This is a genomic window from Trichloromonas sp. (genome assembly GCF_034006665.1).
In the GTDB taxonomy this organism is placed as follows: Bacteria; Desulfobacterota; Desulfuromonadia; order Desulfuromonadales; family Trichloromonadaceae; genus Trichloromonas.
Window position 1 is genome coordinate 1 of the sequence record NZ_JAVESI010000033.1, and the last position, 14,688, is coordinate 14,688.

Sequence of the window (14,688 nt, forward strand, 5' to 3'; positions counted from 1 at the left end):
TTGCCGTTCAGCTAACGGTTCCCGTCATCAGGGTCCGTAGAGGACTTTCACCTCCAAGTCAACGATTGACCACCACGATCAATCATCTGGTGCTTACGCACCACGCGCCATGCCTGGCGCACCAAACGAAAAAAGACACCCGAAGGTGTCTCTCTAACGATCCAGCCTGAATCAGCTGGTAGGCACGGGCGGGATTGAACCGCCGACCCCTACCGTGTCAAGGTAGTGCTCTCCCACTGAGCTACGTGCCTGTTCCAACTGCGAAGGCAGCTTTTATATCGAAGACGCTCCGTCCTGTCAACACTTAATTTGCATCAGGCGTCCCCAAACAGGCAAATCTCCCAGTCCCCCGAGGGTGTGCAGAAAAACCCGACTATCCTCCGAGATTCGGGTAAACATGCTCCCCTACCGAACCCCCTTGGGTCTTCCTTCCCTCCCCCGCGAGACGAACCAGACAAGCGCCGCGCTTTCTGTTTAATCTTCTCGAAGCAAAATCCGCCGGATAAAAGCAAAAGGGCAGAACCACCCCTTGGGGGCTCCGCCCTTTTGCTCTAGATATCTCCGCCGGAGAAATTACCGGCCCTGCTTTCTCCGCAACACCGCCAACCCAACCAGACCGGCGCCGACAAGGATGAAGGTTCCCGGCTCGGGCACGACGGGATTCCCACCACCGCCACCACCGCCGTTTTCGTATTTCCAAGTGACATCGTGGGAACCGGGGTTATTCTCCAGACTGGTCGAGGTAACAAATGTATCCAGATGATTACTCTCGGTCAATTCAGTTTGAAGAGCCATCACGTCGAAATGAACCCAATCGAAACCGTTGATGATTAAAGCCAAGCTTTTGATCTCTCCCAATTTATCACCCAATGTTTCATCGGCGAAATCAGGGATCAAAACATTTTTTGAAAATTCGCCAATATCGAAAAAGAAATAGGCGGAGTTCGGATCATTGAGGGGTGCATGGGAATTGGGAAAATAGCTGTTATCCAGCGACCCGTAAAAACTACTGACACCACCAACCGACAACGTGCCCACTCCAACTTGCACCTCAGGAACCGTTGCGACCAGAATCGCCCCATGATCGGCAAAAGCATCGGGAAGCCCGGTGAAATCTGTCCAATCCAGGCCGGGGCCGTATGCCCCGTTATATTGGCCGCCCAGACTCACCACATCCTTGTTGGCGTAGAGCCCCGCCACATACAGAAGGTTTCCATATGTAACAGCCGTATCTTCTTCCGTAGGAGTCGTCAGATCCTCAATGTAATCGGCATAGGATCCCGTATCCCCAACGCCAGCAGGCGCGCCAACCTGAAGTACCGGAACCGCCCAAGCCTGCCCGACCCACAACAGCACCACGGAAAGCAGCAACATTATCTTTTTCATTTGATCCTCCCTGATTCGAGAAGGTGCTTTTTGCTTTTAACGAACTAAGATGCAATTAAAAGGCCAAAACATAACTGCATGAAATCGCTTCAATTGATAACTAAACAGGAAGTTTTTCGACGCCTTGCTGTAAAGTTCACCGACAGTTTTTTAAATAATCCGACAAGGCAGGGGGATTCAGGCCCGCGAGACGAACCGCCCTTCGCGGGTGTCGACCTTGATGCGTTCCCCGGATTCGAGATAGCCCGGCACCTGGATGCGCAGACCGGTTTCGAGCAGGGCTTCCTTGGTCTGGGCGGTGGCGGTGGCGTTCTTGATCGCCGGCGCGGTTTCCGTGACGTTCAGTTCCACCACCATCGGCGGATCGATACTCACCACCCGCCCTTGAAAGAGGCCGAGCTGCACGTCGGTGCCTTCAAGCAGATAGCCCTGAACCGGTTCGAAAAGCTCTTCACCGATCTCGTACTGTTCGTAGTTTTCCAGATCCATGAAGACGCCGCCATCGCCCGAAGGGTAGAGAAACTGTCCCTTGCGACGCTCGAAATCGGCCTCGTCGACCTTGTCGCCGGCCTTGAAAGTCTTCTCCAGCACCTGGGCAGTGAGCAGATTGCGGTATTTGATCTTGACCAGAGTGTTGCCTCCCCGGGCGGAAGGGGACTGGGTGGTGTGGTCGAGAATGAGACAGGGGGCGTTGTCGAGCTGGATAACCAGGCCGCGCTTGAAATCGGCAGTCGTAAGCATGTAAAAATCTCCTTGAAGAGGGGGCTTTGTAAAAACGGGCGCAAGAAATTAGCACAAAAAGGGGGAGCGAGACAATCGCCAATCGCGAATTTTTCCATGACAAATCCCTTTCCTCTGTGCTTTAATATGCCCCTTTTGGCAGCCGACCCCATTCTCACATAGAAGGAGCTTCACCATGTACACCTGCGCCGACCTCAAAAAAGGACTCAAGCTGATGATCGACGGCGAGCCCTACGTCATCACCCAGTTTGACTTCACCAAGCCCGGCAAGGGCCAGGCTCTTTATAAGTGCAAGATGCGCAACATGATCACCGGCAACATCTACGACCGCACCTACCGCTCGGGCGAGAGCTTCGAGCCGGCAGCCCTGGAAGATCGGGACATGCAGTACCTGTACCAAGATGATAGCGGCTACGTCTTCATGGACACGAAGAATTACGAGCAGGTTTCCCTGAGCGAAGAGACCCTGGGTGACGATCATTACTTCCTCAAGGACAACATGGAAGTGAAGATTCTGCTCTTCAACGGCCGAGGCATCGGCATCACCCTCCCCAACTTTGTCAACCTGCGCGTCACCCACGCCGACCCCTGGGTCAAGGGAGATACCGCCGCCGGCAACAACAAACCGGCCACCGTGGAAAGCGGCTACAACCTGGCTGTTCCCTCCTTCGTCGAAACCGACGACCTGATTCAGATCGACACCCGCACCGGCGAATACGTTACCCGGGTCAAGGAATAAGATGGAACCCAACTGGGCCCTGGCCAAAAAACGGCCCGCCCTGGAAAAACGCGCCCGGATCGTTCATGCGATCCGGGCCTTTTTCATGGCGGGGGATTTTCTCGAAGTAGAGACGCCGCACCGCCTTCCCGGCAACGCCCCGGAGCTGCACATCGACGCGGTAGCCTGCGGCGACGGTTTTTTGCACACCAGCCCCGAACTGTGCATGAAACGTCTGCTCGCCGCCGGTTATCCCCGCCTCTTCCAGATCTGCCGCTGCTGGCGTCAGGGGGAGCGGGGCGCCCGTCATCTTCCCGAATACACCATGCTCGAATGGTACCGCAGCGGTTGCAACTATCGGGCACTGATGGACGATTGCGAAACCCTCTTTGCCGCCCTCTGCCCGGAAAGACAACTGGCCGAAATCGATCTGACCCCACCCTGGGAACGGCTGACCGTCGCCGAGGCCTTCGCCCGCTACGGTTCGCTGTCGCTGAAAGAGGCGCTGGCGACAGAGCGCTTCGACGAGATCATCGCCCTTGAGATCGAACCGCGCCTGGGCCAAGAACGCCCGACCTTTCTCCTCGACTATCCCGCGACCCACGCCGCCCTGGCCCGGCGCAAACCGGACAACCCGCAAGTGGCGGAACGCTTCGAACTCTATGTCCGGGGGCTGGAGCTGGCCAATGCCTTTTCCGAACTGACCGATCCCGACGAACAGCGCCGGCGCTTCGAGCAAGAAGAGGCCGAACGCCGCCGCCTCGGCAAAGCCCCCTACCCCACCCCCGAGAAGTTCCTGCGGGAACTCGCCACCCTCTCCGACGCCGCCGGCATCGCCCTCGGAGTCGACCGCCTGGTCATGCTCCTCACCAGCGCCCAAACCATCGACGAAGTCGTCGCCTTCACCCCGGAAGAGCTATAAGCCTTCATCACAGAGTTCACCGAGATCACAGAGGAAAACCCGAGAGAACGATTTCACCAGCCAGAAAAACGAGTATTTTGGGCAGCAGATTGATTTTCGACCTACCCTGTGCACGAGGGCAATAAACAGTCGGTTTCCCGATGCACCCCCCCCTGTGACGCCGCCTTCGCTACGTGGTCGATTCGCGAAAGAGGTGGGCAAATGTCTGAGCGCAGCGAGTTTTTGCCCACCCGCGAAACGGCCACGGAGCGGAGGGAACCCGAAGGGCAAGGAGCGGGGTGCCCTTTCTCTGCTTACTCTCTTTGGGCAAGCAAAGAGAGTAAGTCGCCGTCCGGGAACGAAACCCCGGCATTTCCCGCTATACTGACAGAAACACCCGTTTAACCAACGACGGAGGCCTGTCATGCCACAAATTGGCATCCAAATTCTCCTTGTCCTGTGCCTCACCTCCCTCGCCCATGCCGAACTGCCCGACCCTTACGCGGCGCAGCGCCAAAAAATGGTCGAAACGCAGATGGTCGCCCGGGGGATCGAAGACCCGCTCACCCTGAAAGCCCTGGCCGAAGTCCCCCGCCACCTTTTCGTCGACGAAAGCCGCCGTTCGGCCGCCTACCTCGACACCCCGCTCCCCATCGGCTACGGCCAAACCATCAGCCAACCCTTCATGGTCGCCTTCATGACCGAGGTCATCCGTCCCCGACCGGGGCGGAAAATCCTCGAAATCGGCACCGGCTCGGGTTATCAGGCCGCCGTTCTGGCGGCCTGCGGTGCCGAGGTCTATTCCATCGAAATCATCCCACCCTTGGCCGAACGCTCGACCGCGCTGCTGCGCGAACTCGGCTACCGAGTCGAAACCCGCGCCGGCGACGGCTTTTCCGGCTGGCCCGAGGCCGCCCCCTTCGACGCCATCATCGTCACCGCCGCTGCCGAATTTATTCCGCCGCCCCTCATCGATCAGCTCAAGGATGGGGGGCTGATGGTCATCCCCGTCGGCACCCCCTTTCAGATGCAAACCCTGATGCTGGTGGAAAAGCGCGACGGCAAAACCCGTAGCCGGAGCCTGATGCCGGTGCGCTTTGTACCCCTGAGGCGAAGTCCATGAGGCGCCAACTGTGGGCGCTGGGGCTGCTTTCGGCGGCCCTGATCGCCTTGCAGCCGGCGCTGATGCAGAGCTTCGCCATCAGCCAGTGGCACCATTTCGCCTACCTGGTCATCGCTATCGCCCTGCTCGGCTTCGGCACCGCCGGCACCCTGCTCGCCCTGAGCCGACCATGGGCACTGCGCCACCACACCACGCTCCTGCCCCTGCTGCTCTTTTCCTGCGCCCTGGCCATGGCCCTGGCGGCGGGACGCGCCCCGAACCTTTTCGGACGGTTCGACTCCTACCTGCTCCCCTACGAGCCCCTCCAAGCACTCTGGCTACTGGCGGTGATCCTGCTTCTTTCCCTCCCCTTTCTGCTCGGGGCCCTGGTCATCGGCATCCTCTTCATGGAGCAGGCCGAGCGCATCGGCCTGACCTATTTTGCCAATCTCTTCGGCTCGGGGCTGGGCGGCCTCCTCGGACTGGCCCTCCTCTCCGGCTTTGCGCCGGAACGTCTTCCGGCCCTCCTCGCCCTGCCGGTGCTGTTCGCCGGGCTGTTGCTGCTCCCCTCCCGGCACCGACCCCTTCAAGGGCTGGCGGTTCTCAGCCTGGCGGTCATCGTCGTCAGCCTGGCCCGCCCCCCCGAACTGCCTCTCTCCCAGTTCAAGGATCTGCGCCGCACCCTTGACCTGCCGGAGCACCGCACCGTCGCCCTGCGCCACGATCCCTACGGGCAGGTGCAAGCGGTGACCAGCCCGGCGCTGCGTTTCGCCCCCGGGTTGAGCCTCGACTACCGGGGGGAAATCCCCCAAGGGGATCTGCTCTTCAGCAACGGCGACACCTTCGGCTTCGTACCGCGCGCCTCCTACACCGAAAGCGCCCGTCTCCTCAACGCCACCCCCCAGGGCCTGCCCTACGCCCTCGCCGGACCGGATAGGGTGCTCATTCTCCAAGCGGGCACCGGCCTGGCCGCCGCCCAGGCCCTCAACGGAGGAGCCCGGCAGATCGTCGCCATCGAGCCGCACCGGGCCGCACTGGAACTGTTGCGCGCAAGCTATCCCGCAAGCGCCGGGGATTTCTTCGCCCACCCCAAAGTCCGCATGCTCGCCGCCGAACCACGCACCTGGCTGGCCGCCGACCGGGACCGCTATGATCTTATCGTCCTGCCCACCATCGGGACCTTCGGTGGCGGCGTCGGCGTCACGGCCCTGCACGAGCAGCATCTGCTGACCGAGGAAGCCTTTGCCGAACTCTGGTCCAGGCTGACCCCCAACGGCCTGCTTTGCCTGACAACCTGGCTCGACCACCCCCCCCGCGTCTCTCTGCGCCTGGCGGCGACCCTGATCGAGCTTCTCCAATCCAAGGGGATCGCCGACCCGAACCGACACCTGGCGGCGGCGCGGGGCTGGGGCACCATCACTTTCTGTCTCAAGCGCTCGCCGCTGACGTCCGTGGAGGTTGCCAAAGCACGGAGTTTCTGTGGCCAATGGAGTTTTGACCCGTTGCTCTTGCCGGGGATAACCGCAGAGGAGCGCCAGAACTTCCATCAACTGCCGGACACTGCCCTCTTCACCCTGCTTGACGGCCTGCTTTTCGGCAACCGTCGGGAAATCTACCGGGACTACCTTTTCGACCTGCGTCCGGCCGGAGACGAGCGTCCCTTCTTCTCTCAGTTTCTGCGCCTTAAAACCATCCCCCACCTGCATCGCCTCGTCGGCGAGGGGGCACTGCCGGTGGTCGAACTCGGCTCGCTGGTGCTGGTCGTCACCCTGCTGCTGACCACCCTGGCGGCAGGGGGTCTCATCCTTCTGCCCCTGGCACGCATCGGCCGGCCTAGCGACGGCAATCGCACCGCGACGGTCGGCTACTTCGGCGCCCTGGGGCTCGGCTACATGCTCATCGAAATCACCCTGATCCACCGTTTCGTTCTCTACCTCGGCCACCCCGTTTACGCCGCCGCCATGGTCATTTCGACGTTGCTGCTCGCTTCCGGACTCGGCAGCGCCGCCTCCGAGCGCCTGTCGCGCCAAAGGCTGACGCCGCGTCGGGCCGCTTGCGCCGTCGTGGGTCTCCTCGGTCTTTACATCGGCCTGCTCGGGCCGCTGCTCCATGCCACCATCACCCTGGCGACCGCCGCCCGGGTCGGCCTGACATTGCTGATCCTGACCCCGCTTGGCTTCTGCCTCGGCCTCCCCTTTCCCCTCGGCCTCGGCGCGCTCCATCGGCGGCAACCGGAAGCTGTCCCCTGGGCCTGGGGGATCAACGGCTGCCTTTCGGTGGTCGGCGGCTCCCTCGCCACCCTCATCGCCATCCTCGCCGGCTTCAATGCCGTGCTCTTCGCCGCCGCTCTGGCCTATGCCCTGGCCGGGCTGTCCGCTGAAAACCCTTCCCGGGAAATCCCCACCCCCTAAAACGACTCAGGGCGAGACCCCCGTCTCGCCCTGTCCGTCCAACCGCCCTTATCTCTTCAGCTCCGGAAAACGTATCCGCCCCCCCTCCGGCGTTCGCACCCAGACCTCGTCTCCCGTCCGTTGGACATAGTCGGGACAGACCGGCACTTTCCCCTTGCCTCCGGGCAGGTCGATGACGTACTGGGGAATGGCCAAGCCCGAGAGCGTGCCGCGCAGGGCTTCGAGGATGGCGACGCCGTCGGCGATGGCGGTGCGGAAATGCCCGGTTCCCCGCGCCAGATCCATGTGATGGAGATAGTAGGGGCGCACGCGGATTTTCAGCAGGCCGCGAAAGAGTTCGCGCAGCACTTCGGCATCGTCGTTCACCCCCTTGAGCAGCACCGTCTGGTTGCCGAGCTGCACCCCGGCATCGGCCAGCCGGGCGCAGGCATCGGCCGCCTCGGGAGTGATTTCCCGGGGATGGTTGAAGTGGGTATTGAGATAAAGGGGACGGTACCGGCGCAGCAAGGCGCAAAGACTGTCGGTGATGCGCTCCGGCAACATCACCGGCATCCGGCTGCCGATGCGAATCAGGTCGAGATGGGGGATGCGGCTCAGGCCGTCGAGGATTTCTTTGAGCAGCAGATCGGACATCAGCAGGGGATCGCCGCCAGAGAGGATGACGTCGCGGATTTGCGGGGTGCGAGCGATATAGTCGAGCCCGGTGCGAACATCCCCCATGGTCACGCGCATCGCCGCGCAACCGACCTTGCGTTTGCGGGTGCAGAAACGGCAGTAGCCGGCGCAGGTGCCGGAGACGAGGAAGAGGGCACGGTCGGGATAGCGATGGACCAGATGGGGAACGGGGGAAAGCGACTCCTCGGCCAAGGGGTCTTCCGGCTGATCGAGATCGTCCAGTTCCCGGGAATCGGGAATGCATTGCCGCCAGATGGGGTCGTCAACCGCGTGGATCAGCCGGAGATAGTGGGGGGTGATGCGCATGGGATAGCGCTCGACCACCCGCGAGAGCGCCGCGACATCCACAGGAAAATAGGTGGCCAACTGCTCCGGAGTCGTCAGACTCTGTGCCAGGTTTTTCTGCCAGTCTTCCATGAATGGATCAAACTTTCGGATAAAGGGGTAAGTAAGGGCCCACGGCGGTGAGCCCCTACGCTTAAAATCGCCACCCTAACACAACCCCCCTCAGCCGTTAAACAGAAAGGCATGGTTCGAGGTGAATCTGGACGGTACGCGGTTGACGGCGGCACGGATGGTTGGCGAGCCGAGCAGTTTTTGCTGCAGGAAGCGTCGGGCCTCGCTCCGTCCCCAACCGGTGGAGGAAACAAAGGAGCGATAGAGTCCCAAGGGGGCGTCCTCGGCCAGAGGGGCCGAGGCGGTGATCCCGACGGCGGCCGGGTCGAGGAGCAGGTGCGATTCGCGAGGCAGATTCATGATCGCCAGATTAAGGTAATCGATGAGCGCCCTCTGCTCTTCGAGAAAACGGAGGGTCAGTTCGGCATCCGCCGCCGTCTCGCCAGGGGTGCCGAGCATGACATAAACATAGGTGCGAATTCCCGCCCCATGAAGATTTGCGAGCATCCGCGCCGCCTGCTCGACACGGGTGCCCTTTTGCAGACGGTCGAGCACCGCCTGCGAGCCGCTCTCCAGCCCCAGTTGCAGCATGCGGCAACCGCCGGCGGCCAATCCCCGGACAAAATCCTGATCGAGCAGTTCCGGCTCGAAACGGACGAAACCGTGCCAGCCGAGTCCGGCCATGGCCTGCGGCTGAGCGGCCAGTTCCCGCAGAATCGCCGGCGGCAGGGCGTTGTCGGTGAGGTGGAAGTGGCGGACGCCGTAGCGGGTGGCCAGTCCCCGCAACAGTTCGACGAAAGAGCCGGGGAAAACGCCGTAAGGATGGGTCGGCGAGGCCGCTTCCGGGCAGAAGAGGCAACGGCGCCAGTAGCAACCCCGGCTGGCGCTCACCGGCAGCACCGGAACGGGAGAGAGATAGGCGCCGAGGGGGGCGAAGCTGAAATCGGGTACGAAAGCGATGGTCGAGCCGTCTTCGAGATAATAATCCGCCCCGGCCCGCCCTTCGGCCAAGGCGGTCAGGCTCGCCTCGCCGGGGCCGAAGACGATGCGCGAAAAGGCGGAAAAGCGCAAATCCTTTTCCTTGAGCAAAGTCCGCCAGCAACTGAAGAGGCCACCGCCGCCGACCACCGGGATGTCGGGAAAGGCCCGCCGCAGCAAACCGGCCAGGGCGAAGGCCGGCAGCACCTGATGCAGATAATTGACGGAAATGGCCAGCAGGCGCGGCGCCGCTTCGGCGATGCGGGGAAGGAGCACCGTCCGGAAATAGTCGTCGAAGAGCGTTCCGACCTCCCCCCGGAAAACCCGCTCCAGGTCGGCCGGAACGAACTCGGAGAGGCAGCCGTGGCGATAGTCGCCGAGACTCAACCGTTCGTCCCCGCCCGCGCCGCGATAGGCGGAGAGCGCAAGATCAAGGTGATGGACGGCGCTTTGATAGCGGTCGAAGAGGACGCAGGCGGCGGGAGAGCGCAGCAGGGCCAGGGAGCGGGAGGCATGATTGACCGCCCGGCGCAAGGCCGTCGGCGGGTTGGCGCCGGCGGCGGCGCGCAGGCGATCTTCATCGAGCAGATAGAGGCTGGCGTCGAGATTGGCGTCGATGGCTCCGGCCGTCAGGCCCCGGGCGCGCAGATGGCCGAGGAGCACCGCCAGCCCCAGGGGCGGCTCACAGGGTTTGCCCGCCGGCGGGTTGATCAGCAGCACATCCACTTAACGGGCCGACATCCTTCCCGACAGCCGCAGGGTGACGATCGCCGGGAACAGCAAGAAGGCATCACGCAACAGAGCGATCCCGGCGGAAGTATGCCCCTGGCTGGGATTGAAGCAACCGCAGTCGATATCCAGCCCCCTCACCAACACGGTAACGAGAGCGACCATGAAAACCAGGGTCAGACTCGTCAGGATCAGCGCCGCCGGTCGCACCTTGCGGTTGAACAGGAGCAGCAGCGCGGCCACCGTCTCCACATAGGGAAGGGTCGCCGCCGCCAGATAGTTCCAGGCGTAGGGAAGGAGCTGATAGTTGGCCACATCGCGGGCGAAGGTAACGACATCGGCGGATTTGACGACCCCGGCATAAAGGTAGACCCCCCCTAGGGCCAGGCGGCAGAAATGGTAAACGTAGAGCATGGCGCGGCTCATGGCGCCTCCTTTTCCACCGGCAGTCCCGCATCTCGCCATTCGGGGAAGCCGCCCTCGTAAACCCGGGCATCCAAGTAACCTTCGGCCAGCAGCCGCTCGCCGAGATCGAAGGAGTCGGGACAACCAAAACCGCTGCAATAGAGGATCAGCGTTCTGTCTTTCGGCACCTGTTGAAGAAAATCCGGCAATACCTGCCCGTACTCTCCCAAGGGGAAAGAAAGGGCTGTGGGGAGATGGCCTTCGGCGTAAACCTCAGCGGCCCGGGCGTCCACCGCCAACGCCCCGGCAGCCAACAGCTCACGAACTTCCTCCAACATGATCGGCAGGGGGAAAGCCTGAACATCCACCGTGGAGTGCACGGCTTCGCCGCCGGAAGGCTGCGCCCCGGTCGAGTTCAGACGACCGGAAAAGGCATCGAGAACCATTTTCCCATTGAAAGAGAGGCCTAAAACCACGCCGATGGCGAGGATCACTACCGATTCGATCAGAACCGCACGAGAATCCGCTTTCATGAGTGCCTCATTCGTCGGGGGATTCCGTCAACCCGGGAGCCAGGGTGCCGAGCATCTCCCGATAGCGCGTCAACTCCCGCTCCAAGCGGTCGACCCGTCGGGCGCTCTCGGCGACCACCAGATTGAGCTCCTCCAGCATCCGCCCCTGATGGGTGTAGCGGATCTCCAGTTCGTCCAGTCGTTGCCGCAATTCGTCCATATCCTATTCCTCGCTCCGCACGGTCGTTCCACGAATTTTTTTAATGGCGGCCTGGCGCTTTTTCCCTTCCAGTCGCCGCTCCCGGGAGGCCCGGGTCGGACTGGTCGCCACCCGCTTTTTGCGTTGCCGGCGCAGGGCGAGCAAGCGCTCGCGCAGGCGGGCCAGGGCGGTTTGCCGGTTGGCCAGTTGCGAGCGCGATTCGGTGGCGGTGACAATGATGCCGGTGGGCAGATGCTGAAGTCGCACCGCCGATTCGGTCTTGTTCTTCTTCTGTCCCCCCGGTCCGGAGGACTTGAAATAGCTGAAGACCAGATCTTTTTCGTCGTACAAAGGGGTTTCGTCGCTCACAGCGGCCCTCCCACTGGCAATTTTCCGGAAACCATGCTAGAAGAAAAGTCTGCACAGGACAAGTCCTTGTCGGCCCCAGACCACGCCCACCCCCTTTTACGGAGACGCCATGAGCCACTTCGCCCTGACCATCATCGGCCGCGACCGCACCGGAATCGTTTCGCAAGTCACTGAAATTCTTTACCATCTCGGCTGCAACATCGCCGACTCCAGCTCCTCGATCCTAGGCGGGCAGTTCGCCATGATCCTCATCGTCTCGAACCCTAAGATTCATGACAAGAGCGATTTCGGCGACGCCTTCGCGCCCTTGGAGGAAAGCGGGCTGTCGGTCTTCATCCGCACCCTCAAACCGGAGGGTGAACAACGCCGGCAACTGCCCGGGGAAATCTGCCTGATCTCCGTCTACGGTGCCGACAAGCCGGGAATCGTTTACCGTGTCGCCAAGGAACTCGGCGAGCGCCGGGTCAACATCACCGACCTCAATACCAAGCTCATCGGCACGGAAGCCCGCCCGGTCTATGTGATGATGCTCGAAGCGGTGCTGCCGACCGGGCTGGAGGAAACGGAGCTGAAAGAGATCATGAACCGTCTGAAGGGGGAATTGCACGTGGACATCTCGGTCCGCTCCATCACCCCGGTGGAGCTTTGATCCATGGCCGTCCAGGAAATACTGACCTACCCCGATCCCCTGCTGAAGACCATTTGCGCCCCGGTCACCGAACTGAACGACGACGTGCAATCACTGATTCAGGATCTTATCGACACCATGGTTGCCGCCGGGCACTCGGTGGGAGTGGCCGCGCCGCAGATCGGTGACTGCCGGCGGGTCGCCGTGGTCAACGTCTCCCACAGCAAGCTCGGTCGGGACAACAACCACGGACTGCTGGTGATGGTCAACCCGGAAATCCTTGAACGGGAAGGCTGCGAAACAATGCGCGAAGGGTGCATGAGCGTCCCCGACTTCACCGGCAACGTGACGCGCGCCCGAAATATCCTCATCCAGTTCACCGACCGCGAAGGGCGCGATCAGGTGATTCGCGCCGACGGCTTCGAGGCGGTCGCCATCCAGCACGAAATCGACCACCTCGACGGCCTGCTCTTTCTCGACCGGGTTTCCAACCTCAAGACCGACGTCTTCCGGCGCAAAAACCGCTGACCTCCGAAATCAATCCCGCCGCAGCAAGGGCAAAACCTTGGCCACCGCCTGGTTTGAGGCGTTGACGCAGTCGTTGAGACCGACGCCGTAGAAGGAGTTGCCGGTAAAAACCAGCCCCGGGCAGGCGGCCAAGCGCTCATCCAGTGCCGCCAGGCGCCGGCCGTGGCCGACGGTGTACTGGGGAATGGCCTGTTCGTGGCGGAAGATGCGCACGAAATCGGGCGCGGTGGTGATCCCCATGATTTCCTTCAGATCGGCCATCACCCGCTGTTTGACGTCCTCTTCACTCAGGGCGACGGCGCCGGGATTGGTCGCCCCACCCATCATCGAACGCAGCAGCACCTTGCCCGCTGGGGCGCGGTTAGGGAAGATGCTCGAATCCCACAGGGTACCGAGAATCGACTTGCCTTCCTTTTTCGGAATCAGGTAGCCGAACCCGTCGAGATCGCGAGTGATTTTGTCCCGCTCGTAACCGAAGCAGACGACGTTCATCGGCGCGTAGGGAATCTCTTGCAAAATCGCACTCATCCCCCCATCCAGTTCCTCCACCATCCCCGCCAGGGCATGGGCAGGAGCAGCGGTAATGACGATTTCCGCATCGAGACTGCCGCCGTCTGCCAATTTCAGTTCAAAACCGTCGGTCTTTTTAACGATAGCGGCAACCGCCGCGCCGGTGCGAATCTCGCCGTTTAAAGCGGCGGCCGTGCGGTCGGTCAGCTCCTGAATTCCACCGGTGAAGGAAGTCAGCACCCCGCCGGGACCGGCGGCGCTCGCCACGACCTTCCCCGCCTTACGTTCCTCCCGCTTCTTTTTGGCCATCTTGACCATCGCCTTGAGCAGCCCGCCGTATTCCCGCTCCAGCTGATAAATGCGGGGAAAGCAGCTTTTCAGGCTCATCGTTTCCGGGTCGCCGGCGAAGATACCGGAAACCATCGGCGCGATGAGCTTGTCGAGGGCCTCGGCGCCGAGCCGCCGCCGCCCGAAGTCGGCCAGGGTCTCGTCAGTGTCGCCGGTAGCGGCGGGAACCAACAACTCAGAGGCCAGACGCAGCTTGCCGGGCCAGGAGATGAGTTTGGATTTCAGGAAGGAGGGGCCATTTTCCGGCAACCGGTGCAGTTCGGCGCCGGAATAGATGAAGCGCTTGCGGGCGTTGTCGTCGGAGCGCAGCAGTCGCTCACGGATACCGAGCTTGTCGCACAGTTCCAGGGTCATCGGCTTGCTGTCGAGAAAGCCGTTGGGCCCCCACTCACAGAGGAAACCCTCGTCCTGGATGCTCAGCACCTTGCCGCCGATGCGCTTCTCCTTTTCGAGCACTACCGTGCTCACCGCAAGGCCGGCGGCCCGGGCTTCCTGTTCGATGGCATAGGCAACGGAAAGGCCGGAAATACCGGCCCCGATAATCGCAACGCGAGTCATGTCGACGCTCCTGGGGAAAAGGCCGCCTCCCCACCCCTGGCGGGGTGGAGGAAGAGGGTCAGGGATGGATGATGGGCATCGTCGGGCCGGCAAGGAGCTCATTCTTCAACCGGGCGAATTCCTCGGAGCTGATCAGCCCCTGATCGAGTAGACGCACCAGCTGGTCGAGACGACGCAGGCGCTGGGCTTCGGGGTCTTCGAGTTGCATCACCGGCACCCGGTCGAGGAGGATCGGTTCCGCCGGAGTAGCGCTCGCCACCGGCTGCCCCAGACGCAGGGAAGCGACGCCGCCGAAGAGCTTGACCTCCACCGCCCGATCACGAAAGACCGGATCGCTGAGGACTTCGCGGAGTTTTTCGGCATTCTTGCGGAACTTGCGGAAAAAGAGGTAGCCGGAGAGGAGGATCAGGGCGAAGCCGCCGCCGAGAATCCAGGGCATGTATTCGACCACCCCCCGGAAAAAGACGACCGCCACACCCACCAGCACCAGCAGCAGCACATGCAGCAGCAGAACCAGATAGGCGACCATGACCCCGCTGAACAAGCCCTTGTCTTCTTTCTTTTTTTCCGTGTGTTCAGTCTTCATAATAGTCG

16 protein-coding genes and 1 tRNA gene are annotated in these 14,688 nt (G+C 61.9%); 6 read left to right on the forward strand and 11 right to left on the reverse strand.

Features of this window, described 5'->3' with window-relative positions:
* Positions 1-176: 176 nt before the first annotated feature.
* The 3 genes from RBR25_RS12370 to RBR25_RS12380 form a co-directional block, all read right to left on the reverse strand.
* Positions 177-251 (reverse strand) — tRNA-Val (locus RBR25_RS12370).
* A gap of 322 nt (positions 252-573) precedes the next feature.
* Entirely contained in the window at positions 574-1,386 is an 813-nt protein-coding gene (locus tag RBR25_RS12375) for a choice-of-anchor N protein (protein WP_432819863.1), read from the reverse strand.
* A gap of 177 nt (positions 1,387-1,563) precedes the next feature.
* On the reverse strand, positions 1,564-2,127 hold the full coding sequence (locus RBR25_RS12380; protein WP_432819864.1) for an elongation factor P: 564 nt from the start codon (positions 2,125-2,127) through the stop codon (positions 1,564-1,566).
* A 175-nt stretch (positions 2,128-2,302) separates the two neighbouring features.
* Between RBR25_RS12380 and efp the strand changes: the two genes are divergently transcribed.
* The 4 genes from efp to RBR25_RS12400 all read left to right on the forward strand — a co-directional run bounded on the left by efp (position 2,303) and on the right by RBR25_RS12400 (position 7,259).
* Positions 2,303-2,866: an elongation factor P gene (gene efp, locus RBR25_RS12385; RefSeq protein ID WP_432819865.1), complete on the forward strand. Its 564-nt coding sequence runs from the start codon at positions 2,303-2,305 to the stop codon at positions 2,864-2,866.
* 1 nt (position 2,867) lies between these two features.
* On the forward strand, positions 2,868-3,767 hold the full coding sequence (gene epmA, locus RBR25_RS12390; protein WP_432819866.1) for an EF-P lysine aminoacylase EpmA: 900 nt from the start codon (positions 2,868-2,870) through the stop codon (positions 3,765-3,767).
* Positions 3,768-4,170: 403 nt separating this feature from the next.
* Positions 4,171-4,869, forward strand: coding sequence for a protein-L-isoaspartate(D-aspartate) O-methyltransferase (locus RBR25_RS12395; RefSeq protein WP_432819867.1), 699 nt, complete (start codon positions 4,171-4,173; stop codon positions 4,867-4,869).
* Positions 4,866-7,259, forward strand: a complete 2,394-nt coding sequence (locus tag RBR25_RS12400) for a spermidine synthase-like protein (protein WP_432819868.1) — start codon at positions 4,866-4,868, stop codon at positions 7,257-7,259. The genes RBR25_RS12395 and RBR25_RS12400 overlap by 4 nt, the downstream gene beginning before the upstream one ends.
* Positions 7,260-7,307: 48 nt before the next feature.
* Here RBR25_RS12400 and RBR25_RS12405 read toward each other — a convergent pair whose 3' ends face one another.
* From RBR25_RS12405 to RBR25_RS12430, 6 genes are all read right to left on the reverse strand, one after another.
* Positions 7,308-8,351: a KamA family radical SAM protein gene (locus RBR25_RS12405; protein WP_432819869.1), complete on the reverse strand. Its 1,044-nt coding sequence runs from the start codon at positions 8,349-8,351 to the stop codon at positions 7,308-7,310.
* Positions 8,352-8,441: 90 nt separating this feature from the next.
* The gene (locus RBR25_RS12410; protein ID WP_432819870.1) at positions 8,442-10,034 is read right to left on the reverse strand and encodes a B12-binding domain-containing radical SAM protein; all 1,593 of its coding nucleotides are present in this window, start codon (positions 10,032-10,034) and stop codon (positions 8,442-8,444) included.
* Positions 10,035-10,463, reverse strand: coding sequence for a MauE/DoxX family redox-associated membrane protein (locus RBR25_RS12415; RefSeq protein WP_432819871.1), 429 nt, complete (start codon positions 10,461-10,463; stop codon positions 10,035-10,037).
* Positions 10,460-10,975: a rhodanese-like domain-containing protein gene (locus RBR25_RS12420; protein ID WP_432819872.1), complete on the reverse strand. Its 516-nt coding sequence runs from the start codon at positions 10,973-10,975 to the stop codon at positions 10,460-10,462. The genes RBR25_RS12415 and RBR25_RS12420 overlap by 4 nt, the downstream gene beginning before the upstream one ends.
* A gap of 7 nt (positions 10,976-10,982) precedes the next feature.
* Positions 10,983-11,174, reverse strand: coding sequence for a SlyX family protein (locus RBR25_RS12425; protein WP_432819873.1), 192 nt, complete (start codon positions 11,172-11,174; stop codon positions 10,983-10,985).
* 3 nt (positions 11,175-11,177) lie between these two features.
* Entirely contained in the window at positions 11,178-11,522 is a 345-nt protein-coding gene (locus RBR25_RS12430) for a peptide chain release factor-like protein (protein ID WP_432819874.1), read from the reverse strand.
* Between the two features lie 109 nt (positions 11,523-11,631).
* Here RBR25_RS12430 and RBR25_RS12435 point away from each other — a divergent pair, with 109 nt between their 5' ends.
* Complete coding sequence (locus RBR25_RS12435) at positions 11,632-12,171, forward strand: glycine cleavage system protein R (protein WP_432819875.1); 540 nt, start codon at positions 11,632-11,634, stop codon at positions 12,169-12,171.
* 3 nt (positions 12,172-12,174) lie between these two features.
* A complete protein-coding gene (gene def / locus RBR25_RS12440; RefSeq protein ID WP_432819876.1) occupies positions 12,175-12,678 on the forward strand; it encodes a peptide deformylase in 504 nt (167 codons plus the stop codon).
* A 9-nt stretch (positions 12,679-12,687) separates the two neighbouring features.
* Here the strand turns inward: def and hemG are convergent, their stop codons facing one another.
* The gene (gene hemG / locus RBR25_RS12445; protein WP_432819877.1) at positions 12,688-14,094 is read right to left on the reverse strand and encodes a protoporphyrinogen oxidase; all 1,407 of its coding nucleotides are present in this window, start codon (positions 14,092-14,094) and stop codon (positions 12,688-12,690) included.
* A gap of 58 nt (positions 14,095-14,152) precedes the next feature.
* Positions 14,153-14,680 (reverse strand): SHOCT domain-containing protein, encoded by a 528-nt coding sequence (locus RBR25_RS12450; RefSeq protein ID WP_432819878.1) that lies wholly within the window; start codon positions 14,678-14,680, stop codon positions 14,153-14,155.
* Positions 14,681-14,688: the final 8 nt, after the last annotated feature.

Bases quoted from the DNA above. Each gene is read 5' to 3' on its own strand.
- RBR25_RS12380 (WP_432819864.1), bottom strand. From the start codon at position 2,127: ATGCTTACGACTGCCGATTTCAAGCGCGGCCTGGTTATCCAGCTCGAC.
- hemG (WP_432819877.1), bottom strand. From the start codon at position 14,094: ATGACTCGCGTTGCGATTATCGGGGCCGGTATTTCCGGCCTTTCCGTT.
- RBR25_RS12435 (WP_432819875.1), top strand. From the start codon at position 11,632: ATGAGCCACTTCGCCCTGACCATCATCGGCCGCGACCGCACCGGAATC.
- epmA (WP_432819866.1), top strand. From the start codon at position 2,868: ATGGAACCCAACTGGGCCCTGGCCAAAAAACGGCCCGCCCTGGAAAAA.
- RBR25_RS12425 (WP_432819873.1), bottom strand. From the start codon at position 11,174: ATGGACGAATTGCGGCAACGACTGGACGAACTGGAGATCCGCTACACC.
- RBR25_RS12395 (WP_432819867.1), top strand. From the start codon at position 4,171: ATGCCACAAATTGGCATCCAAATTCTCCTTGTCCTGTGCCTCACCTCC.
- RBR25_RS12375 (WP_432819863.1), bottom strand. From the start codon at position 1,386: ATGAAAAAGATAATGTTGCTGCTTTCCGTGGTGCTGTTGTGGGTCGGG.
- RBR25_RS12400 (WP_432819868.1), top strand. From the start codon at position 4,866: ATGAGGCGCCAACTGTGGGCGCTGGGGCTGCTTTCGGCGGCCCTGATC.
- efp (WP_432819865.1), top strand. From the start codon at position 2,303: ATGTACACCTGCGCCGACCTCAAAAAAGGACTCAAGCTGATGATCGAC.
- RBR25_RS12450 (WP_432819878.1), bottom strand. From the start codon at position 14,680: ATGAAGACTGAACACACGGAAAAAAAGAAAGAAGACAAGGGCTTGTTC.
- def (WP_432819876.1), top strand. From the start codon at position 12,175: ATGGCCGTCCAGGAAATACTGACCTACCCCGATCCCCTGCTGAAGACC.
- RBR25_RS12420 (WP_432819872.1), bottom strand. From the start codon at position 10,975: ATGAAAGCGGATTCTCGTGCGGTTCTGATCGAATCGGTAGTGATCCTC.
- RBR25_RS12415 (WP_432819871.1), bottom strand. From the start codon at position 10,463: ATGAGCCGCGCCATGCTCTACGTTTACCATTTCTGCCGCCTGGCCCTA.
- RBR25_RS12405 (WP_432819869.1), bottom strand. From the start codon at position 8,351: ATGGAAGACTGGCAGAAAAACCTGGCACAGAGTCTGACGACTCCGGAG.